Source organism: Mesorhizobium sp. WSM3224 (assembly GCF_000427725.1).
Taxonomy (GTDB): domain Bacteria; phylum Pseudomonadota; class Alphaproteobacteria; order Rhizobiales; family Rhizobiaceae; genus Mesorhizobium.
The window spans coordinates 166,830-188,803 of sequence record NZ_ATYO01000002.1 but is presented as its reverse complement, the minus strand read 5'-3'; the positions used below and the strand labels follow the sequence as shown (position 1 = coordinate 188,803).

The following is a 21,974-nucleotide window of genomic DNA, read 5'->3' as shown; positions in this document are numbered from 1 at the left end:
AACCAAGCGTCTGGCCGGTCTGGACCAATTTCCGCCTATTTCCCGTTTTTCGCCTCGGCGCGAAGAGCCTCGGCTAGCCCGCCGGTCGTCTCGCCGCCCATGTAGAGCCTGAGCAGCATTTCCATGCCGACCAGGCGCAGGCGCGACGTTTCCTGGCTCCTTGCCATGTCGATGAGGTCGTCCAGTTCGGAAGAAGACCATTTCATCACGTCGCGCAGCAGGCCGCCGCGCAGCAGCCCCTGCGTGCCGGCTGAAAAAGCGTCCGCTATCTCGAAACCATTCTTTGCGGCACGAATGTTTTCGTGCGGCAGGTGGCGTTCGGCGACCTTTTTGAGCAGCCACTTGCCGGTCCCGTCGCGGTATTTCTGCCGGCGCGGCAGATGCAGGGCGAAGTCGATGAGCCGGTTCTCGAGGAACGGCACCCTGAGCTCGACGGAAGCCGCCATGCTCAGCCGATCGTGCCGATGCAGCAGGTCCTGCAGGTGCGAGTAGAGGTCGTAAAAGCAGCTTGCGAGGAAGGCGCGGTCATCGAGCGGCTCGACGCCTTCCAGCCTGTCGAACAGCTTCGTCTGCAGGAAGTTCAGCTCGGGCGACAGGGCTCGTAGCGCGATGGCGCGGTCCGTCGGCGAGCCGCGACCGATCGAATTGCGGAACGGCGTACGGCGCAATTCCGCAAATTTGCGGTCGCGCCTGGCCTTGGAGCGGAACAGGCGCTGCAGCCAGGACTGGCGCCAGAGCTTCATCGTCGACGCCTGCCATTTGTAGCCGCCGAAAAGCTCGTCGGAGCCCTCGCCGGTGAGCAGCACCTTGACGCCGTCGGCGCGGCACTGTTCGGCAAGCGCCAGCAGCGCGGCATGGCTGGCATGCCAGCCATCGGTCTCGAGATGCCAGACCGCGCGCGGCCAAAGCTCGAGGAACCGGTCTCTGTCGAGAGAGACCCGGCGCAGGCTGACGCCGACATGGCGACCGGTCCGCTCGGCGTCTTGCGCCTCGCTGCGGCCGAGCTTCGGGTCGACGACATAGCCGTGCAGTTCAGGCCTGAAGCGTTTGGCAAGCGCGGTGATCAGGCCGGAATCGATGCCGCCGCTGCAGGCGGTAGCAAGGCTGGTATCGGCGATGCAATGCAGCTCGACGCTTTGCTCGAGCAGCGTCTGAAGCGTCGCAGCGTGTTCAGCGTCGGACGTCTTGTCGCGGGCGATGCGCGAAGTCTCCAGGACGTCGAGGACATGCCAGAAGCGGCGCTTCTCGATGCCATCTCCGGTTATCTTCCACAGGCCGGCCGGCGGCAGCCGCTCGACGCCGTCGAAGACGCTGTAGCTCGAATCGCGGCTCTGCCAGGCCAGCCGCAATGTCAGCTCGCGTGTATCGATCCGACGCGGAAAGTCTTGGCAGGCGAGGATCGCCTTGTCCTCGGAGGCGAATAACACGCGGTCGCCGGTTTCGGCGATCGACATCGGCTTGATGCCCAGCCTGTCACGGGCAAGCCACAAGGCGCCGTCGCGGGCATCGAAATAGGCGAATGAGAACATGCCGTCGAACAACGGCACCGCCGTTCGCGGACCCCACTGATGCAAGGCTTGAAGCACCACCTCGGTGTCGGACACCGTGCGGAATGTCAGGCCCTCCGCCTCCAGTGTCTTGCGCAGCGCGCGAAAATTGTAGACCTCGCCGTTATAGCAGATGACACCGTCGCCCGACGCGGTCAGCATCGGCTCGCGCGCGGCGGGCGATGGGTCGATGATGGTCAGCCGGCGGTGGCCGAGCGCCAGGCGGGCGTTGTTCCAGTTGCCGTGGTCGTCGGGACCGCGATGCGCCAACACCTGCATCATGCGGGCGATATCGGAAAGGTCGCCGCTGCCGATCGGATCGCGTTTTCGCCAGACGCCGGCTATTCCGCACATGGCCTGCCGGCTGTTCTTGCCTGATGCATCGCTTCCAGAAAAATCGCCCGAGACAACGACGCCGGCCGATGCCGGCGCGCTTACAATCTAGCTGCAACAAACGTCGCCGCAAGCGATCTTGCGGCTTGCGCGCCGCTCCCCACCGCTTCGCGTCAGAAACCGTGTTCGATGCGCTCGAAGATGACGTTGGTGAAGGCCGAGATCTGGCTGCCGATGAACGGGCCGGTCAGCGCCACCACAAGCATGATGGCGACGATCTTCGGCACGAAGGTCAACGTGATTTCCTGGATCTGGGTCAGCGCCTGGATGAGCGCGATGCCGATGCCGACCGCCATCGCCACCAGCACGACCGGGGCGGAAGCGGTAAGAACCGTCCACACCGCGTACTGGACGATATCGAGGGCGTCGGCCTCGTTCATGGGCCGACTCTATGCGAAACCGGCTCTAAATCAAAGAAATGGAGCATGATGTCGTCCGAAACCGCTTCGCACTTTTCGGCATCATGCTCTAGGCGGCAGGCTTGATCGACACGCCGGCGCCGACGGGGACCTGGGTGCCGTCCTGCAGCACCGCGATCAATCCGCTGCTGGAGAGCGTCACCGAAGCCACCGTTCCGGTGGTCTTGCCGTCGGCCGAAGTGATCGAGCGGCCGATCAGCGCGTCGGCCTGCGACAAGGCCGAGGACTGCATGATCTGGTCGAGCTTGGTGTTGGTCTGCACCGACTGCTCGACTTGGGAGAAGGTCGCGAGCTGGGCGACATACTGCGTCGAATCCATCGGCTTGGTCGGATCCTGGTTCTTCATCTCGGCGATCAAGAGCTTCAGGAACGACTGGTAATCCACCGCCGTCTTCGACGTCTGCTGGCTGGCCTGGTTGGCGCCAACCGGGATCGTTGTCGTCATGTCGACGGCCATTTTATGCTCCTACAGCCAATGCGCGCGGCGCTTCGGGAATGTCGTCATTGTCTTCGAGCACCTTGCGCTCGAGTGGATAGAGCGCGCGGATCGCCTTCAGCGCCTCATAGATATCATCCTCGCCGACCATGCGGTCGATCTGCTTCAGGCCCTTGCAGATGTCCTGGTTGTCGAAGCTTGCAATCAGCATCGGCAGCGAGCGGCGGAACATGTCGCGCGCCTCCGCGGCGCCCACCGGGTTGATCAGCATGATCTGCACGATGAAATAAAGCTGCCTGAGCGGCGTCGAGGCCTGGTCGGCCTGGATGACATGGCTTTCGAGCAGGAACTGCACGTCGTTCATCAGCTCGATGGTGACCTTGCGATCGACGCGGATGACCGCGCCGTTGATATAGATCTTCTCGTTGGGCTTCAGCGAAATCTTCAGCGTGTTGGTCATTGGATGCCGTCTCGGATGATCTGGGAGACCTCGATCAATCCTTCGAAATTGTTGGTGCGGCCCTGGCGGATGTCTTCCGTCTCGCGCAGCAGCCACAGGCCGATGGAGATCAGGTTGGCGCGCAGCTCCTTGGGCAGGGCGTTGTCGCTGGAACCGAGGTCCTCGACGAAGGTGGTCCAGACGCGGTTGGTGAAGTGCAGCGCCTCGACCGCTTCCATGGAATCGGTGCCGACGGCGGCCGCCGCAGCCAGCATGTCGATCGATCGGGTGAGCAGCTGCCGCTCCCGGTCCTTGGCATCGGCGACGGAGTCGGTCTGGATGTCGGCGTAGGAGAATTGATACATGGTCGGCGCTCTGGCGTTCCGGTTTCTGTGTTCAGGTCAGATAGTTCAGCAGGCTGAGCTGCTGCAGACGCGCGGTCAAGGCGAAGGACGTCTCGATATGCTGCGTCAGGTCGGCGACGCGAGTGGCCGCTTCCGTCGGATCGACGCCTTCGAGATCGATGATATGCTTCTCGAAGAGGTCGACCTGGGTCTTCATGCGGTCGCTGGCATCGGAGACGCGCTGCTGGGCGAGGCCCGTTTCGGCCCGCACCTGGGTGATGCCGCCGATGGCTTCGCCGACAAGCGTCTGGGCGCGGGTGACGACCGCGTTCTGCGCGGCCTCGCCGATGCTGCCGGTCATCAGGCTGCTGACCATGGCGGCCGCCATTGCGAGCTTGCGGATGCCCTGCTCGTTGGCGCTGACCGAGGTCTGTGTGGTTTCGTTGAGCGAAATGCGGCTGGTGATCTGATTGTCGGTGGCGCTCGACCAGTTGGTCTGCCAGCCGGAACCCAGGAATTGCGGCTCGACCTTCGTGGTGATGAAGTCGTCCATCTGCGCGGCGGTGATGTTGGCCGCGGCCGGAGCGGTCTGGGTAAAGCCGAAATAGCTCGAAAAGGCGGCATCGAATGCAGCCTTGGCCGGCGAGCCTGCGGCGTTGAAATCGTCGATCGGCTTGACGTCGGTGTTGGTGCCGGCAAACAAATATTCGCCGTTGACGCTGGTGTTCAGGATACCCGTCATCTGCTGCAGCGCCGAGGCGCCAGCGGTCTGCAGGATATTGGTCGAGGAGTCGCCCGACACGCCGCTGGTCAGTGCCGACAGGAAACTCTGCGCGGTATCGGCGATCTGGCCCAGCGAATCCTGGGTCGATGTCAGGCGCGCGGTGACGAGCGCGTTGGAATCGACGATGCCGTTCAGCCGGTCGAGATCGCGCTGGAAGGTGACGGCCTGGGTCGTGCGGCTGCCAAGCGCCAGGCCGATATCGGCGACCGCGCCGGTCTGTGATTCCTTCGTCGCCTTGACGAGGTCGGCCTGCATCTTTGCTTGCTGGTAACGCAGCGCGTTGGAGATGGCAGCTGAGGAGACGGCTGTCGCTTTCATGAATTATCCTACCGCGCTCATCAGCGCGTCCAGCATATCGCTCACGGTCTTCATCATATGCGCGGAGGCCTGATAGGTGTGCTCGAGGTCGAGAAGCAGCGACATCTCCTGGTCGACATTGACCCCGGTGTCGTTGGACAGCGCCTCGGCCGTGCGTGCGGCCAGCGCCTGCTTGCTGTCGGCATTGGTCGAGGCCTGCTGGCGCACGCCTTCGAACCAGCCGATGGCATTGGCCGCGTAGTCGGAGATACCGGAACTGACGGTGATGCCAGCCGAGCTATCGAAAGCCATCGGTTGATCCAGCTTGTCGCCGTAGCCGATCAGCAGGTCCGAATAGGATGCGTCGCCGCCGGAGTTGGCGACATAGGCAACGCCGTTGGCGCCGCCGTCGCGCAGCAGCGCGGGATTGCCGCCGGCACTCGGATCGAAGGCGGCATTGACTCTGATCGAGCCGGCGAGGCCGTCGACCAGGGTGCCGGCGGCCGGAATTGCCGGCGCGCCGGACCAGGTGAACAGGCCGGCTGCGTTGGGCTGCGACGACGAGGTTTCGGCAAATGCCGTGACAAGGCCACGCGCGATTTCGTCGAGCTGGCTCTGCATGGTCGAGGCGACGCCGTCGCGCAGCTTCAGCAGGCCCGCAAGCTTGCCGTCGGCGGTGGCGCCGTCGGCGGTGCCCGCCGAAACCGGCACGTTGTCGATGTAGACCGTGTTGCCTGGTGTGCCGGCCGTGTAACCGGCCGACGGCGTGAAGGTCACCGAGCGCGGTATGGTCTCGAACAGCGTCGAGCCATCCTTGGTGGTGATGACCATGTCGTTGTCGCCGCGCGTGAAAGTCGAAACCGGGACATATTCCGATATCTTCTTCAGGAGCGCGTCGCGCTGGTCGAGCGCATCGGACACGTCCGTGCCCGAACGGGTGCCTGAGATGACGGACTTGTTGGCGTCCTGGAACTGGCTGAGCAGCGAGTTGAGGTCGTTGACGGCGGTGGCGATCTGGCTGTCCGCCTGGGTGCGGAAATCCTGGATCGCCTTGGTGCCGCTGTTCAGCGAATTCACCACCTGCTTGGCGGCGTCGACGACGCTGGTGCCGAGGTTCTGGTTCGATGGCGTAGTGGCGTAAAGCTGCAGGGATTGCTGCAAATTGGCGATTGCGGTCGAGGGGGACGACGCGTTGTCGACCCCGTTGACCGACAGATCGAGCTGATCCATGCCGTTGTAAAGCGCGCTCTGGCCGCTCCATGCCGACAGCGCCGAAAGGTTCTGGCGGAACAGGAGGTCATTCGCGGCGCGCTGGATTTCCACCATCCGGGCGCCGGGCGCCGTGCTGGTCACGACAGCGATGCGGCGGGTATAGTCCGGGTTCGACGCATCGGCCACATTGCGCGATACGACGCTGGTTTGCTTGGACGTGGCCAGGAGCGCCGACTGGGCAATGCTTAGTGCGGAGGAAAGCGACATGCTGATCTTTCACGGGCGGGCGCCCGTCGTTTATCTCTTCAAGTTGACGAGGACGTCCATCAGATCCGAACCGGTCTGGAAGACCTTGGAATTGGCGGTGTAGCTGCGCTGCGCCGCAATCATGTTGGTCAGCTCCTCGGCGATATCGACGTTGGAATTTTCAAGTGCTCCGGAAACGATGGAGCCGAGCTTGCCCTCATTGGCGAAGCCGATCCGGACGGCGCCGGAATCGGTGCTCTGCACATAGACGTTGCCCGGCATGGCGGTGAGGTTGTCGGGGCTCTGAACGTCGGCCAGCGGGATCTTGAAGAGCGCCTTGGTCGAGCCGTCCTCGAACTGCGCGTAAATGACGCCGTCCTGGCCTATCTGCACCTTCTGGATCGAGCTCGGCGCGTTGCCGTTGACCTTGGCATCGGCAACGGTGAAGCCGGTGCCGAGCTGGGTGAGCTTGGAAAGATCGAGGTTGAGAGTCGAGCCGCCCGGCACCGTGAAGGAGATGTTGCCGGTGCCGGTGAGCTTGCCCGTGGTGGTGTCGAAGGTGAGGTTCTGCGATGCCAAGGCGCCGCCGGCATAGGGGAAGGAGGTGCCTGGGGTAGCCTTCGACTGGTCGAAGACCGAGACCTGCCATGCGCCGGTGCCGGTGTTGGTGAAATAGACGTCGAGCAGCTTCTTGTTGCCGAGATTGTCATAGGCAACCAACGAGGTTTTCGACGTGTACTGCGAGGCCGGATCGTTGGCGGAGGGCAGCGGGCCAGAAGGCGGCGTCGCACCCGCCGGCAGGTTGCCCGAGAAATTGCCCGCGGTGCTCGGCGTCGCCGTCATTTGCTGGTCGGAGATCTGCACCGGCACTAGGCCCTCGAAGCCGTTGGCGGTCGCGGCCGGCTCGCCATTGGCGTAGCTATAGGCCATCAGCTGGTAGCCGGCGGCGTTGACCAGCCTGCCCTGGGCATCCGGAACGAACGAGCCGGCGCGCGTCAGATAGGGCGTGCCGCCGGCATCCTGCACGACGAAGAAACCGTCGCCGTTGACGGCGAGGTCGGAGACCGAGGTCGTGTATTGCATGACGCCTTGCGAGTTGATCGCGGAGCGGATCGTCGTCGTCACGCCGCCGGAATTGTAGGCGCCGCCAGTGCCCGGCATGATCAGCGTCGAAAACTCGGCCGAAGAGCGCTTGTAGCCGGTGGTATCCGAATTGGCGATGTTGTCGGCCGTGGTGGACAAGCGGTTGGCCTGGGCGTTCATGCCGGAAACGCCGGTCCGCATCATTCCGTAGAGGCTCATCGATACATCTCCGCAGTGCCTGGGTAGGAGGCCATAAAGCTATGCCTCGTGTCTTGCGCGAGGCTGGCGGGATGAGCCCTGGGCGGCCATCAAAACACCAGCCGGTAGCCGAGAAACCTTTTGGAATCGATCGGATCGCGGCCGAGTTTCTCACGCAGCTTCTTGCGCAGTTTCGAGATGTGGCTCTCCACCACGTTCTCCTCGACCTCGTCATCGAAGATGCCGTAGATGGCATTGAAGACCTGCGTCTTGGTCACGCGCCGGCCGCGGTTGCCGGCCAGATATTCCAGGATGCGCCGCTCGCGCCGCGGCAGCGGCAGCGGCTCGCCGTTGATCTCCGGATCGCGGCCATCCATGAAGATGCGCATCGAGCCGACTTCGGTGTAGGCGGCCTCTTCGGAACCGCGGCGGCGGATGGCGGTGATACGGGCGAGGATCTCGCGGATATGGACAGGCTTGCGGACGACGTCGTCGACGCCGCTTTCGAACAGCCTGAGCGTATTTTCGAGCGAGTGATGTTCGCTGAGCGCAATCACCGGCGCGCCGGTGCGGTCGCGGATCTGGCGCGGCGATATCGCGCCGTCGCGGCAGTCGCCGATGAGAAAGGCCCTGACGGATCTGAGATCGGTGTCGGCGGCGGAACTCACCCACTCGCCGAATTCGCCTGGCGCGAAGCCAGCCGTGGCCACGCCCTCGCGATCGAAAAGTGAAGAGTAACCCTCTGTCACGAGCTCTCGCTCGTCAACGATCACGATCATCGGCCCGCCCTCCGAATCAATGCATTTGCCCCGTGCGTAAAGGGGTAGCCGGCTCGACGAATCCTGAACAACCATCATTTCTTGTAACTATTTTCTTGGGAGTTTTTTTGGGACCCGTATAAAAGGGGTTGTGCAGGTGTATCCGCGCCGGCAGTCGGCAGACGAATATTGGCGCCGGCGGATAGGCCGGCGAAGGCCGATCGGCATTCAGGATTCGACAACTATTGGTTGCAGAAAGCGCTGGCATTCGGCGTCCATTTGCCGAAGCCGGTGGCGACCATGTTGGCGATGACGCGGCAGACATAGACCTTCTGCGCAGGGTCGTTGTCGGGACCGGCATGGTAGCGGGCGACAGCCATCGACCAGGTCATATGCCGGGCGTGCAGGCTCGCCAGGAAGCGTGCCGCGTAGTCGACGTTCTGATGCGGGTCGAGCATGTCGTCGACGCTGCGGAAATGATCGCCGTGATAGTGGTGGTTGATCTGCATGCAGCCGAGGTCGATCAATGTCTTGCCCTCGCGGCGGGCATTGCCGAACGTGGCGAGCGCTTCAGTCCGGCTGCGCGGAAAGACTGCTTTTCCCTCTATATTCAAGGCATTAGGCTGAAGGCTGCCCTTCTTACCGGTCTCGGTCAGGCCGACCGCATAGAGAATGCCGGCCGGCACGCCGTAGCGATCGGCGGCGCGCAGGATTTCCGGCTCGCAGGGATTGGCGGCGGCGTTGGCCGTGCCGGCAGCGAAACTAGATAAACATATCGTCGCCAGCGCGCTCGCCAAGAGGCGAAGAGGCACGCCCGAAATCCTGTGCGCCATTGCCCTCGTTCCTTCCCGGTTGCCGACCGCCTCCCGCGCCGTTGCCGCCCGAGTTCCCGGGTTGGAACGAAGGCTGGTCGCGACCTGTCGACATCGGCATGGCGCTGTTCGCGTCGGTGCGGCTGGCTGCGTGCGCTGCTATCGAAGGTTGCAGAATGGTAACCTTGTCGACATCGAAGCCGAGGCCGCGCATGGACTTGACGATGGCATCGCTGTCGGCGGTCAGACGACGATATGCCTCGTGTGTCTCGGGCTTCATCTCAATCGAAAGTTGCTCCCCCGAGAGCCGCAGGCTGGCAATGACCGATCCGAGCTCCGAAGGGTGGAGCTCGATCTTCAGCACATGTGTCGGAACGGCAACAGAATTGGTCGCCTGCAAGCCCCTCGAGGCGCTCGCAAAGGCCTGCTGAACGCCCTTGTCGGAGGCAAGCGCTTCAACCAGCGCCGACGTCGTCTGGCCGATCGGGTTTTGCGCCGGCGCCGGGAAGCTCTGCTGGCTGACGACGTCCATGCGTCCGGCCGAGGAAGATGGCTTGGCCAGTGGCTGCTGCGCGGATTGAGACTGTTGCGAGGCCTTGGAAGCGGAGGTTGGCCGCCAACCCAGGGGCGGCAACGTGCTATCGGCCGATGGCTCGTCCCCTTGCTTCGGCAACGCATTGGCGTCGCGCCGGCCCGGCATGTCGAGGACCGCTTCCGCCTTCACCGGCTTTTGCCCGAAATCCGGCCCGGACTCTTCCGCTCCCGTCGAGCGGGCGGATCGCGACTGCGGCTCAGCGGACCTGTCGACTGCCGCACGCTTGCCCGCGCGCAGCCGCAGCTCCAGCGAGCCGCGCTCGCCAGCGCCCTCTTCACCGTCAGCGGAAGCCTTGCCGCCCGAGCCCGACGATTGCGCGAAATGCTTCATGTCGCTCAGCGCCATCAGCAAAGGCAAGCGGTCCTGCAGCGGCGCGGAATTGCCGGCCTGCGCCGTGGCATCCTTGCTCGCCGCCGACTGCGCCTGCTCGGCCTGGCCGTTGTTTTTCGCGGACTTTCCAGACGCCGCTTTGTGCGAGCCGGTCTTCCCCTGCGGGTCCGGCTCCTCCTTGGCGTCGTCGGCTGGTGAGCGCTTTGCCGGATGAGCGTCCGGCATGACCGGTCCGCTCGTGTGCCTGTCCTGCGGCCGATCGGGCTTCTCTGTCCCGTGCACCATCTCTCCGAAATCCTGATCCCCATCCTTGCCGCCGGCAGCGTGCTGCCGGGGCTGGGTCGAAGCGAAGCCCGGCAGGGTCTGGTTGACGCTGGTCATTTTGGGGCTGCTCCAAGTAGTTGGTCGATCTGGTCGAGCTGACGGCGCGTGCTGGACAGCGTCGCATCGATAGGGTCGTGCGCATCTGGGGCTGTCGCAGGCGCGGACACCGGCACCACCGGTGCGGCGCCAGCCTGCACCGGTGGTGCCGGCATCGTTGCAGCGATTGGTTGCGCTGGTTGTGGGGCAAGGGGCGGCTGAGCCGCCGACGGCATGTCCTTGGCTTGATCAACCGCCGCGACCGCCGGCTGGTCCGGCATCGCCCCTTCCACCGGAGGCAAGTCCGCATCGGCTTGATTGCCGGACGAGGCTTCGGGTGCCGGGTTTGCCTCGTCTCTTTTTGCAACGGCTGCCGCAGCTTCTGCCTTGGCGGCCGCTTTCACCGGCGCCACCACTTCGCCCGCGACAGCCTGTGCGGCGTCAAGCAGGTCGCGGTCGCTTTGCGAAAGCTTGCCGCGATCGATTTTTCCGAGCTTGGCGCGCACGTCGTCGACACTGGCCGACGTCATGGTGGAAAGGCTCGAGTAGAGCTGGGTGCGTGGGTCGTCCTGGTTGCCGTTGCCGTTGCGGCCCAGTTCCGCTTTCTCCGAGGCGAACGCCGAGAGCTCTGTCATCCCGTCGATCGCGGCACGGCGCGCGATGCGCAGGTAGATCACCTTTTCGCGCTCGGGATCCATCATCGAGGTGATGTCGGCGATCTTGTCCTGGCTGATCGCCATGTGCAGCGTCATGACGCCCGAAACGAAAGCATCGGCGAACTGGCTGGCGTAGGGCGAATAGAGATAGGACGCGACATACTGGGTCGAAGCCAGCGCGAAACGGGCGGCGTCGCCTTGCGTGGCCGCGATGCCCACGGAGCGGCGAAGCGCTGCCTCCTCGACCAGCGTGCCGGGGCTGAGCAGGCGCGCCTCGTCCAGCAGTGCGAGCGCCTGGGCCGGATCATCGGTCGCAAGCAGCGAGCCCTTGACCAGTGCCAGGAAGGCGCCGATGTCGGCGGGCACGCTCATCGGATCGATCGGTTTCAGCATGTCGATCGCCTCGGCCGGCCGCCCGTTGAGATAGGCGACGACGCCCTTGGCGATGGCGAGGCTTTGCGGGTCTGCTATGGCGCGCGCAGCCGCCGCCGCGACCGTCACCGGATTGCCGCCGCTCATGCCATAGACGAGCAGGGCGCGGAAATTCTTCGGCTCCTTGAAATCCTCGGCATTCGCATCGCGCATCCGGGCGTCGATCATTTCGAGGAGTTTTGCCTGCATCGGCAGCGCGGCATGATCACCGCCGGCAATACGATCCTGGATCAGCTGCAGCGAACGCACCAGCTGATAGGGTTGCAGGGCGTCCTGCGCGGAGGCCACCGACGGCGATCCCGCGGCAGTCAATAACAGCGCCAGAGCAATTCCAGGAAAAGTGCGACACGGTTTTCCGTTCGGAATTGCGTCAAAATAAGGAGTTAGAGCGGTTCGCCGTTTCGATGAAACGGTGAAATGCTCTATCGCCCGGCCGATGACGGTTCCGCCCCTCATCCGCCAGCCGCCATCAGGATTTCGATACGGCGGTTCGCGGCCGCCATAGGATCGGAGACGATCTTGGGCTGCCGGTCGGCGAAACCCGCGACCTCGGTGATGCGGCTTTCGTCGACACCGCCGCGCACCAGCATGTAATAGGCCGAATGAGCGCGCGCGGTGGAGAGCCGCCAGTTGTCGTAAGTGTCGCTGCGGAACGGCCGCGCATCGGTATGGCCGCTGATGGTGATGGTGCCTTTCTTCTCGTTGATGATGTGGCCGATCTTTTCCATCGCCAGCACCAACTCGCGGCGCGGCATCGCCGAGCCGATCTCGAACATGCCGAAATCGAGCTGGTCGGTGATCGAAATGACGACACCTTTGTCGGTGGCCTCGACCGAGACGCCGTCGGCGAGCTTTTCGCCCGGCGCGAATGCCTTGGCGAGCTCTTTCTTGATATCGGCCGCTTCCTGGAGGGTGGCCTTGCTCGGCGCCTTGTCGCCCTTGCCGGCAGTCTGTTCGGCTTCGGCCTTTTCCGCCTTCGCCGCTTCGGCCTTGGCGTCGGCGGCTTGGGCCTCACGCTTGTCGGCTGCAGCTTTCTCGCCTTGTGTTTTCTCGCTCTTTTTTGCTTCGCTTGACGGCTTCCCGGCTTCGGCCTGCACGGCTTTTTGCCCGCTCTTGGCATCGGCCTTTTCCGGGGTAGCCAGCGGCTCGAGCGGCGCGGCGGTCAGTGGCGGAGCTGCGGGGGCCGCTTTCACCTTAGGCACCGCGACCGTGGCGACCTTCTCGCCGGGCTTGACCGGATCGCCATCGACCTTGGCGCGTTCGGCGGTGGCCTCGGCGCCGGGCGTTGCCACCTGCTGCGACCAGAAATCCGGCGCGAACGGATCGCGGTAGGATTCGCCACCGGAAGCACCGGTCGCCGGGCCAGCCGCCTGTGCGCCGCCTTCGCCCTTGGCGCTGACGTTCTGCAAGACGCCGGTATCGGCGGCGACCTCCGCCAGCACCGCATAAGGATCGGCAAACAGCTTTTCATCGGAGAGCTGGGCGTCTTGCGCCCCTTGCTTGGTCTGCCGTCGTTCGGAGGAGCCGGCGCCGCCCTTGCCGTCATCGCCCGCCTTGGTCGCGCCCTCCTGGGGGTTGTCCGCGGTCAGCCCTACCTTGCTCGGACCGTCGCCGAGATCTTCCAGGCCCTTGCGGCTGGAATTGCGATCGATCAGCTCGACCGGATTGAAATAGCTGGCGACGGCTGCCTTGGTCTGCTCGTTGGCGGCGTTGATCAGCCACATGACGAGGAAGAAGCACATCATCGCCGTCATGAAGTCGGCGAAGGCGATCTTCCACACGCCGCCATGGTGAGCGTCGTCATGACCGTCGTGACTGCGCTTGACGATGATGATCTCGTGCCTGGGCTCGGCATGGTCGATGGCGCTCATGACAGAACCTCGGACAAGGACGCCGACCACTCGGCGATACGCGTCTCGAATACCGTTTCGTCGATGATGACGGTCAGGTCGAAGCCGGGTGCCTCGGTGAAGTCGAGATTGGCGACGCGGGATCCGAGCGCCGCACTGAGCGGCTCGAACAGCGAGAGCGGTCCCCGAACGCCGATGCGCACCGCCTCGCCATCGGCGACCGCGGCGCTGATGGCGCGCGACAGCGCCGCGAGCGAACGTTCCTGCAGGTCGTCGCTGAGAAGGCCGCCGACGATGCGGGCGACGGTCGCGCCGGCAAGCTCGGCGACGCGCCGCTCCATGGCGTCGATCCGCGTGGCGACAGCGGTGCCGAGATCGCCGCCGAAACTTTCAAGGAAAGCTTTCGCCGCATCGTCATTGGCCTGGCGTTCGGCGTCGAGCGCCGCCTGGTGGGCGAGCGCAAGGCGCGCCTCAAGCGCTGCCTCCGCGTCGGCCACCGCCTCGGCGATCAGCGCGCCGATATCGGCCTGCGGCGCCGGCGCGGCCGGCCTGTGTTCGGCGTCGCGTGCGGTCGGTGCCGGGCTGGCTGCCGAGGTCCGCGAACCGAAGTCGGGCAGGAGATCGAACAGGGCTGCCGAGGCCATGGCCTAACCCACGGCTTCCGGGACCGCTGCCCATTTGCGCAGAATCTGCGCGGTGCGCTCCTCATTGAGGTCGACCATACGCGCAAGCCGCTCCTGCGGCGCCGGCCGGATTTTCTGGCGCAGATCATCGAGCGGGTTCGCGCCGGCGCGCGCGCCGGGCGGGGCTTCGGCGGTGATTGCGGCGATCGGCGCATCGGGTGTCGGCAGCGAGCGCTGCACGTCATCGAAGCTTGGGCCGGCGATGGCCGCGGGCTTCGCCGATGCCGTCAGCGCGGCGGCCATCGGCTTCAGGCCGAAGAAGGCAACCAGGAAAACGACGACGATGAAGGCGCCGGCATTGATCAGCGTGCCGGTATAGGTGCCGATCGAGGCGAGGATGCCCGGCTGATCGATCGGCTCGCCGTCGAGGCCGTTGATGAACTCGACCGCCGACACGTCGATGACGTCGCCGCGCTTGTCGTCGAAGCCGGTCGCCGAGGCCACCATCTTCTGGATATCGGTGACGCGCTTGGCGATCTGCTCCGGCGTGGCGTCCTTGCCGAGGATGGTCTTCAGGCGATCCTGATTGACGACGACCGCGATGGACATCTTGTTGACCGTGTAACCGTTGGAGACGGTGGCGATCTTCTTCGAGTTGATCTCGTAGTTGGTGATCTCCTCCTTGCGATCGTTCTGCGAAGTGGATTGCGGTCCTTCGGTGCTGGTAGTCTGGGTCTCGGGCAGGTTCTGCTCGACGCTGGTCGGGGTCGAGGCCTGTTTCTGGTTGCTGGCCTCGTTGGTCTTCACCGATTGCACCGAACGCTCGACGCGCGAGTTCGGATCGAAGATCGTCTCCTCGGTCTGGCGGGTGTCGGTGTTGACGTCGGCCTTGACGCTGGCGCGGAAATTGTCGGGGCCGAGATAAGGGGTCAGCGCGCGGCGGATGTTGTCGCCGATCTGCGCTTCGACCGTCTGCTCGACGCCGAGCGTGCGCGCCGCGCTCGTGTTGGAGGGATCGTCGCCGGCGGCCAGCAGGTTGCCGTTGGAATCGAGCACGGTGACCTTGTCGGCCGAGAGGCCGGGAACGGCCGCGGCGACGAGGTGGCGGATCGACATGGCGCTCTTCTCGGCGTCGCTCCCGGCATAGCGGATGACCACCGAGGCGGAGGGCTGCTGCTCGTCGCGGCGGAAATTTGCGCGCTCGGACATCACGATATGGACGCGCGCCGCCTTGACGCCGGAAATCGACTGGATGGTGCGCGCGATCTCGCCTTCCAGCGCGCGCACGCGGGTGATCTGCTGCATGAAGGAGGTGAGGCCGAGCGAGCCGACATTGTCGAACAGCTCGTAGCCGGCATTGGCGCTGGTCGGCAGGCCTTTCTCGGCAAGCAGCATGCGCGCCTGCGCGGTGGTGCCGGCGGGTACCAGTACGGAGGTTCCGTCGGAGCCGACATCGAAGCCGATGCCGGCATCGGCCAGCACCAGGCCGATCTGGTTCACGTCGGAACGCTCGAGGCCGACATAGAGCGTCTCATAGGCCGGACGGTTGAGATAGACCGAGGCGATCCCGATGACGGCCATGACCAGGGCCGCGATGCCGCCCATGAGCGCCAGACGCCTGACGCCGAAGCTCTTGAAATTCGCGATGATGCTCTGGATCTGTTCAGGCACGATTCAACCGCTCCCAGCATGACTGTCCGCCGGAAGACTAGACCGCGAAGCTTGTGCGAGGATGATAGGCGTGCTGCCGAGAACGAGCGAAGTGCCGACCGGCGACCTTCCCGAGAAACGAAAAAAGGCCGCGCTTCAGACGCGGCCTTTTTCGTCGGGCGGGGGGGAGATCGGGAGGCTTAGCCGTTCTTGAATAGCTGCAGGATCGACTGCGAGGAGCTGTTGGCGATCGACAGGGACTGGATGCCGAGCTGCTGCTGGACCTGCAGCGCCTGGAGGCGGGTCGATTCCTTGTTCATGTCGGCATCGACGAGCTGGCCGACGCCGCGATCGATAGAGTCCATCAGGCTCTGCGTGAAGGTCTTCTGCAGGTCGATGCTGCTCTTGGCCGCGCCGAGGATGGTGGCGGAGTCGGTGAGTTGACTCATGACCTTGTCGATCTTGCCGATCATCTGGGTGATGATGTCGTCGGTCACGCCCGGCGCCGTGATGTCAAGATTGAAGGCGGAGACGTTGTCGATCTTTGCGACCGTGCCCGTGACCGCGGCCTGAGCGGCGGTGTTGGCGGCGACGTCGCTGGCGCCAGTGGCAATCTGGGCGGCATAGGCGGTGTCGTACTGGGACTGGGCCGCCGCGGTGGCATAGACCGACGTCTTGCGGTCGAGGGTTCCCTGGTTCTTGACTTCGGTGGCGAGGCCGTTATCGAACAGCTTTGTCCTCTCGATATCGATGTCGATGGTTCCGAGCGAGATGGCGCCAGACGAAGAGCGATTGAACGAAGAGACGATCTGGGCGTCGGGCTGGACGCCATCATTGGCGGTCGTGACCTGCTTGGACGTCACCGAAAGGAAATTCGATCCGGAGAAGGTTGCGGCATCGGCAAAGGACTTCATCTGCGCCTGCAGCGCGGTGATTTCGGTCTGCGTCTTTGCCTTGGCGGCATCCGTCTGGCCGACGGTCGACAGCAGCTTGGTCTTGATCTTGCCGATCGTATCCAGCGCATTGTTCATGCCGGTATAGGCGGTGTCGACTTTCGAGGCGCCGAGGCCGAGCGCATCCTGCACGGTCGAGAGGGCCTGGTTGTCGGAGCGCATCGTGGTGGCGATCGACCAGTAGGCGGCGTTGTCGACAGCCTCGGAGACCCGGTAGCCAGTCGAGATCCGGGCCTGCGTCTGCTCGAGCGATTTGTTGGTGGCGTTGAGGCTTTGAAGTGCAGTCAACGCCGCAGCGTTCGTCATGATGCTTGCCAAGAAACTCGCTCCTTCTCAAAAAGCCGGCATGCCACACGGCCGGGTCTCGACCTGCCATCGGTTGCGATCGTGCCGATTCGACAACCTAAGTCATTGGTTAACCATACCTAGCGCGATATGGTTAATGGCCTGTTAAAAGTCAGCTTTGAGAAGTTAAGGAACGAGGGTTGCGCGAGCCTTGAGCAAACGCAAATCGGGCCGCGCTTTTGGCGCGGCCCGATTGTCTGATGTAGCCGTTTGAGAGCGATCAGCCGCGGAAGAGCGACAGGATCGACTGCGACGAGCCGTTGGCGATCGACAACGCCTGGACGCCGAGCTGCTGCTGAACCTGCAGTGCCTGGAGACGGGTCGATTCCTTGTTCATGTCGGCATCGACGAGCTGGCCGACGCCGCGATCGATGGAGTCCATCAGGCTCGAGGTGAAGGTCTTCTGCAGGTCGATGGAGCTCTTGGCGGCGCCGAGCTTGGTGGCGGCGTTCGTCATTGACTTCAGCGCAGCGTCGACGACGTTCATCATCTGCGCGATCTGGGTGTCGCTTGCAGCGGTCGTGCCGGAGAAGATCTTCAGGCTGGCGACCGTATAGGTGTCGGTGGCCGCCGCAGCAGCGCCGAGCGTCGGGGCCGAGGCGGTCGCCACGACGCTGCCATCGGTGCCGAGGCGGTTGGCGTCGAGGATACCCTTCGACACGCCGGCAGCAGAGCCAGCTTCGTACAGCTTGATGCTTTCCACGTTGACGTCGATCGTCGAGATCGAAACCGCGCCAGTGGCGCTGCGGTTGAAGGCCGAAACGATCTTGACGTCGGCCGCGCTCGTGGCGGTGGCGCCACTGTTGACCGACAGCATGTTGGTGCCGGAGAAGGTGGCGCCATCGGCATACGCCTTCAACTGATTCTGAAGAGCGGCGATTTCGACCTGGGTCTTTTCCTTGGAAGCATCCGTCTGGCCGTAGGATGCGGTCAGCTTCTGCTGGATCTGGTTGATGGTGCTGATCGCGCTGTCCATGCCGGTGTAGGCGGTGTCGACTTTCGATGCGCCGAGGCCGAGCGCGTCCGAAACGGTGGACATGGCCTGGTTGTCGGAACGCATCGTGGTGGCGATCGACCAGTAAGCGGCGTTGTCCGAAGCCTGGGAGACGCGATAACCCGTCGAGATGCGGGCCTGGGTGGTGTCGAGGTTCTTCTGGGTGGCGTTCAAGCTCTGCAGAGCGGTCAACGCCGAAGCGTTGGTCATGATACTGGCCATGGTACTCGTACCTTGTTTTTACACGGATTTTTTTGACATACCGGCATGTCCGGTATGACGGTGCGGCATCATGCCAATGATCTCTGAAACCCGATCACCCGCCATCTGCGAGCAATATGCGGGCCAGTCCCTACCAAACAGCTAAATCGCAGGGTTAATCGAAAATATATTGCCTAAAGTTCGAGCCAGTATCCCGGCGCTGGGCCTTTGCGGCGTCAGAGCAATTCCAGGAAAAGCGTCAAAAGGTTAGGCTCGCCTACTTCGCCGTAGCCTTCCGTCCGGAATTGCGTCTATGTGAAGGAGCGCACCAGGCTGCCGACCAGAAGGTTCCAGCCGTCGATCAGCACGAAGAACAGGATCTTGAACGGCAGCGACACCACCGTCGGAGGCAGCATCATCATGCCCATGGCCATGGTGACGGTGGCGACGATGAGATCGATGACGAGGAACGGCAAAACGATGAGGAAGCCGATCTCGAAGCCGCGGCGGATTTCCGAGATCATGAAGGCCGGCACCAGGATGCGCAGGTCGACGGTCTCGCGCGAGACGGTCTGGCCGCGCTCGCGGGCGAGGTCGGCGAAAAGGTCGAAATCCTTGTCGCGCACATTGCGCAGCATGAAGTCGCGGAACGGGCCGGAGATCTTGTCGAATGCCTCGGCCTGCGTGATCTGATTGTCCATCAGCGGCTTCACGCCGGTGTTCCAGGCCTGGTCGAAGGTCGGCGCCATGACATAGAAGGTCATGAACAGCGACAGCGAGATCAGGATCAGGTTTGCCGGCGTCGACTGCAGGCCGATGCCGGCGCGCAGGATCGAGAAGGCGATGACGAAACGGGTGAAGCTCGTCACCATGATGAGCAGGCCCGGCGCCACCGAAAGCACGGTCAGCAGGCCGAACATCTGGATCAGGTAGCCAATGGTCGTTCCGTCAGCCTTGCCGATGCCGCCAAGATCGAGCTGCTGGGCCGCGGCGACGGAAGTGGTGACGACGACGAGCGCCGTGGCTATGAGGAATTTTCTCATTCGAGCAGCATCGTCCTGACGAGAACCTGTTTGACGTGACCGCCGCTGCGCAGCGCCGCGCGCTCGTCGAGATCGGCCTTGAGATGCTGGTAGCCGCTGGCGCCCTCGATCTGATGCAGCTTGAGCGTGCGCACGTAAGCGAGCAGATCCTGGTGGATCTGCTCGGTCATTTCCGGCGGCTGCGGGCCATCATAGAGCAGCGAAGCCTCCAGCCGGATCCAGACCTCCGACGGCGAGGCGAGATTGGTGGTGATCGGCGCCAGCGGAACCAGCGCCGGCCCTGCGGCCGGCTTGCCGGTTTCGGCGGGCTTCTCCGCCGTGCCAGCGTTTTCAGGAGCCGCGGGCACCGGCGCCGGCGTTTCGCCCTGCTTGAGATAGCCGCCGGACACCCAGCCCATGCCGACGGCGGCACCCGTCATGACTAGCAGCATGGCGAGCTGGATCACCACGGAAGGTCCCTTCCTGGGCTGGACTTGCTCGACATTCGCCACGACCGCGCTCTCCCGGCCCTAGAAAGGAAGAACCTGGTCGAGGACCTGCTGGCCATAGGCCGGCTGCTGGACCTCGCTCACGCGGCCACGGCCGCCATAAGAAATGCGCGCCTCGGCGATGCGCTCATAGGGAATGGTGTTCTCCGCGCCGATGTCGGACGGACGCACCATGCCGGCGATGGTCAGCACCCGAAGCTCGTAGTTGACGCGGACCTCCTGCGAGCCCCTGATCATCAGATTGCCGTTGGGCAGCACATCGGTGACGACCGCGGCGACATTGAGTTCGAGGTTTTCCGAGCGCTTGATCTCGCCGTCGGCGTTGGTCTCCGTGCTGGAGCTGAGGCCGGCGTCGCCCTTGCCGCTGGTGCTCGCCGCCTCCCAGCCGAGATTGACGTCGTAGCCGAGCTTGCGCGCGGCGGTGCGGCTGCGATCGTTCTGGTTCTTGAAATTGGCCTTGTCGTTGAGCCTGATGTTGACGGTCAGGATGTCGCCGGCGCGCAGCGCGCGGGGATCGGTGAAGAGCCGGCTCTGGCGATCGTCCCACAGCGAGAATTTCTTCGGCCGCGCGGCGGGCGGCTCGGGATAGCTGTAAGGCCCGGAGGCACCGTCGCCGATACCGGAACCGACGGGCGACAAGGCCGGCTCCCTGCCGATCTCCTTGAAATTGGTGCCACAGCCGGACAGCGCCGCGACAGAGACCAGGGCGAGCAACTTCAACTTCATGACGGATCAACCCTTCGCGCCGCGCTGGCCATGATGCCGGTGAGCGTCGCCGCCGCCTTCTGGTCCATTTCGTTCAGGATGACGCCGGCCTTGCGCGAATCGAGCTTCATCAGGATCGCCGCCGCGAGTTCGGCATTGACCATCGCCAGCCGTTCGGCGGCGGCGTCGGGCTTCATGCCGGCATAGATCTTGACGACGCCGTCCTCGGCGCGCGCCAGGAACACTTCGCGGCGCTTCAGCCATTCCTCATACTCGGACCGCTTTGCCTCCAGCGCCTTCATGCGCTCGTCGATGCCGGCCTGCAGTTGCTTCAATTCCTCGGCCTGCAGAGCGTAGCGGCGGTCGCGCGCGGCGTCCGCAATGTTGGAACAGAAGCGCTGGATCTCACTTTCGTCGGGTGCCTTCCCGCCTGTAAGCGCGGCTGGCTGCACCGGCTCCTGCTCGCGCGTGAGCTGAGCCGGCTGGACCGGCGCCGGTCCGCCGGGCAGAACCTGCCGAACTTCCTCCGCGCCGACGGAGGCGCTGCCAAGAAGCGCGGCCGCTGCCGCGGCGGCGACTATTGCGAGGGGGCGGTGCATCTTCGAGGAGAGGAACTTGATCATCGGCGTGCCTATTGGAGAACCAGGTCGGCCTGCAAGGCGCCGGCCGATTTGATGCCCTGCAGGATGGCGATGATGCCGTCGGGCTTCACGCCGAGGCGATTGAGGCCGGAGACGAGCGTTTCGAGGTCGGGGCCGTCGAGCACGGCAACGCGCGCGTCGGGCCGGGTCGCCTCGATGGCGGTGAAGGGCTCGATCGCGGTCTCGCCCTTGGAGAAGGGTTCCGGCTGGACCACCTTCGGCGCTTCTGTGATGCGCACGGTAAGCGTGCCATGGCTGATCGCAACGCGCGAGATCCTGACATTGCTGCCGATGACGATGGTGCCGGTGCGCTCGTCGATGACGACGCGGGCAGGGGCGTCCGACTCGACGACGAGGTTCTCGATCTCGGCATAGAAACGCGCGGCGGAGACATTTTTTGGCCGCCTGATCTGCACGGTGCGGGCATCGCGCTCGGCGGCGACCCGCATGCCGAAGCGCTGCGAGGTGTAGTCGTTGATGGCGTCGGCGATGCGGATGGCGGTGGAGAAATCGGGATTGCGCAACTGCAGCGTAAGCACGCCCTGGTCGTCGAACTCGGCCGGCACCGCGCGCTCGACGATGGCGCCGTTCGGCACGCGGCCGGCGGTCGGCACCCCTTGCGTCAACTGCTCGGCCTGGCCCTGCGCGACGAAGCCGCCCACGATCACGGAGCCTTGGCCGACAGCGTAGATCTCGCCATCGGCGGCCTTCAACGGCGTCATCACCAGCGTGCCGCCGGCGAGCGAGGTAGCGTCGCCCATCGAGGAGACGTCGATGTCGATGCGGCTGCCCGACTGCACGAAGGGCGGCATGTTGGCGGTGACGATGACGGCGGCGACGTTCTTGGCGCGCGCTCTGCCGCCTTCGGTGGCGATGCCGAGATTTTCCAGCATGGCGCGGATCGACTGTTCGGTGAACGGCGAGTTGCGCAGGCTGTCGCCGGTTCCGGCAAGGCCGATGACCAGACCGTAGCCGACAAGCTGGTTGTCGCGCGCGCTCTGCAGCTGGGCGATGTCCTTGATGCGCGCGGCGACCTGGCCGGGCGGCAGCGTGCTCGGCCCGGTCGAGACCCGAAACATGCGTTGGGTCGTGGCCGGATCATATTCCGGATCGTCGTAGACGCCGCCATTTTTCTGCGCG

The 21,974-nt window shown here is 64.3% G+C and carries 22 protein-coding genes; all 22 read right to left on the bottom strand.

The genetic code is table 11. The annotated features are described in order from the left end of the window. Positions 1-35: 35 nt before the first annotated feature. The 22 genes from asnB to YU3_RS0104460 all read right to left on the bottom strand — a co-directional run bounded on the left by asnB (position 36) and on the right by YU3_RS0104460 (position 21,913). Positions 36-1,901, bottom strand: a complete 1,866-nt coding sequence (gene asnB / locus YU3_RS0104565; protein WP_027165134.1) for an asparagine synthase (glutamine-hydrolyzing) — start codon at positions 1,899-1,901, stop codon at positions 36-38. Between the two features lie 152 nt (positions 1,902-2,053). Further along, positions 2,054-2,320, bottom strand: a complete 267-nt coding sequence (gene fliQ, locus YU3_RS0104560) for a flagellar biosynthesis protein FliQ (RefSeq protein WP_027165133.1) — start codon at positions 2,318-2,320, stop codon at positions 2,054-2,056. An 88-nt stretch (positions 2,321-2,408) separates the two neighbouring features. Beyond that, positions 2,409-2,816, bottom strand: coding sequence for a flagellar hook assembly protein FlgD (gene flgD / locus YU3_RS0104555; protein ID WP_027165132.1), 408 nt, complete (start codon positions 2,814-2,816; stop codon positions 2,409-2,411). A gap of 1 nt (position 2,817) precedes the next feature. Then, on the bottom strand, positions 2,818-3,255 hold the full coding sequence (gene flbT / locus YU3_RS0104550) for a flagellar biosynthesis repressor FlbT (protein WP_027165131.1): 438 nt from the start codon (positions 3,253-3,255) through the stop codon (positions 2,818-2,820). Next, positions 3,252-3,599 carry a flagellar biosynthesis regulator FlaF gene (gene flaF, locus YU3_RS0104545; RefSeq protein WP_027165130.1) on the bottom strand — a complete coding sequence of 116 codons (348 nt, stop codon included), beginning with the start codon at positions 3,597-3,599 and terminating at the stop codon, positions 3,252-3,254. Before flaF ends, flbT begins: the two co-directional genes overlap by 4 nt. Before the next feature lie 31 nt (positions 3,600-3,630). Beyond that, positions 3,631-4,680: a flagellar hook-associated family protein gene (locus YU3_RS0104540; protein WP_027165129.1), complete on the bottom strand. Its 1,050-nt coding sequence runs from the start codon at positions 4,678-4,680 to the stop codon at positions 3,631-3,633. Between the two features lie 3 nt (positions 4,681-4,683). Next, positions 4,684-6,138 carry a flagellar hook-associated protein FlgK gene (gene flgK, locus YU3_RS0104535; protein WP_027165128.1) on the bottom strand — a complete coding sequence of 485 codons (1,455 nt, stop codon included), beginning with the start codon at positions 6,136-6,138 and terminating at the stop codon, positions 4,684-4,686. Positions 6,139-6,168: 30 nt separating this feature from the next. Then, the gene (locus YU3_RS0104530; RefSeq protein WP_027165127.1) at positions 6,169-7,419 is read right to left on the bottom strand and encodes a flagellar hook protein FlgE; all 1,251 of its coding nucleotides are present in this window, start codon (positions 7,417-7,419) and stop codon (positions 6,169-6,171) included. 89 nt (positions 7,420-7,508) lie between these two features. Further along, positions 7,509-8,177, bottom strand: coding sequence for a response regulator transcription factor (locus YU3_RS0104525; protein WP_027165126.1), 669 nt, complete (start codon positions 8,175-8,177; stop codon positions 7,509-7,511). Between the two features lie 221 nt (positions 8,178-8,398). After that, complete coding sequence (locus YU3_RS0104520) at positions 8,399-8,932, bottom strand: lytic transglycosylase domain-containing protein (protein ID WP_027165125.1); 534 nt, start codon at positions 8,930-8,932, stop codon at positions 8,399-8,401. Further along, entirely contained in the window at positions 8,919-10,274 is a 1,356-nt protein-coding gene (locus tag YU3_RS0104515) for a flagellar hook-length control protein FliK (RefSeq protein WP_027165124.1), read from the bottom strand. Before YU3_RS0104515 ends, YU3_RS0104520 begins: the two co-directional genes overlap by 14 nt. Continuing rightward, on the bottom strand, positions 10,271-11,629 hold the full coding sequence (locus YU3_RS0104510) for a chemotaxis protein MotC (RefSeq protein WP_245273420.1): 1,359 nt from the start codon (positions 11,627-11,629) through the stop codon (positions 10,271-10,273). Before YU3_RS0104510 ends, YU3_RS0104515 begins: the two co-directional genes overlap by 4 nt. Before the next feature lie 164 nt (positions 11,630-11,793). Further along, on the bottom strand, positions 11,794-13,212 hold the full coding sequence (locus tag YU3_RS0104505; RefSeq protein WP_027165122.1) for a MotB family protein: 1,419 nt from the start codon (positions 13,210-13,212) through the stop codon (positions 11,794-11,796). Next, complete coding sequence (locus YU3_RS0104500) at positions 13,209-13,835, bottom strand: hypothetical protein (RefSeq protein WP_027165121.1); 627 nt, start codon at positions 13,833-13,835, stop codon at positions 13,209-13,211. Before YU3_RS0104500 ends, YU3_RS0104505 begins: the two co-directional genes overlap by 4 nt. Positions 13,836-13,838: 3 nt before the next feature. Then, on the bottom strand, positions 13,839-15,485 hold the full coding sequence (fliF, locus tag YU3_RS0104495) for a flagellar basal-body MS-ring/collar protein FliF (protein WP_027165120.1): 1,647 nt from the start codon (positions 15,483-15,485) through the stop codon (positions 13,839-13,841). A gap of 179 nt (positions 15,486-15,664) precedes the next feature. Next, positions 15,665-16,735 carry a flagellin gene (locus tag YU3_RS0104490; RefSeq protein ID WP_027165119.1) on the bottom strand — a complete coding sequence of 357 codons (1,071 nt, stop codon included), beginning with the start codon at positions 16,733-16,735 and terminating at the stop codon, positions 15,665-15,667. Between the two features lie 247 nt (positions 16,736-16,982). After that, a complete protein-coding gene (locus tag YU3_RS0104485; protein ID WP_027165118.1) occupies positions 16,983-17,978 on the bottom strand; it encodes a flagellin in 996 nt (331 codons plus the stop codon). A gap of 290 nt (positions 17,979-18,268) precedes the next feature. Next, complete coding sequence (gene fliP, locus YU3_RS0104480) at positions 18,269-19,000, bottom strand: flagellar type III secretion system pore protein FliP (RefSeq protein ID WP_027165117.1); 732 nt, start codon at positions 18,998-19,000, stop codon at positions 18,269-18,271. Next, complete coding sequence (locus YU3_RS0104475; RefSeq protein WP_027165116.1) at positions 18,997-19,491, bottom strand: flagellar basal body-associated FliL family protein; 495 nt, start codon at positions 19,489-19,491, stop codon at positions 18,997-18,999. The genes fliP and YU3_RS0104475 overlap by 4 nt, the downstream gene beginning before the upstream one ends. A gap of 18 nt (positions 19,492-19,509) precedes the next feature. Further along, positions 19,510-20,214, bottom strand: coding sequence for a flagellar basal body L-ring protein FlgH (flgH, locus tag YU3_RS0104470; protein WP_027165115.1), 705 nt, complete (start codon positions 20,212-20,214; stop codon positions 19,510-19,512). Next, complete coding sequence (locus YU3_RS0104465; protein ID WP_027165114.1) at positions 20,211-20,816, bottom strand: MotE family protein; 606 nt, start codon at positions 20,814-20,816, stop codon at positions 20,211-20,213. Before YU3_RS0104465 ends, flgH begins: the two co-directional genes overlap by 4 nt. An 8-nt stretch (positions 20,817-20,824) precedes the next feature. Continuing rightward, entirely contained in the window at positions 20,825-21,913 is a 1,089-nt protein-coding gene (locus YU3_RS0104460; RefSeq protein WP_245273439.1) for a flagellar basal body P-ring protein FlgI, read from the bottom strand. Positions 21,914-21,974: the final 61 nt, after the last annotated feature.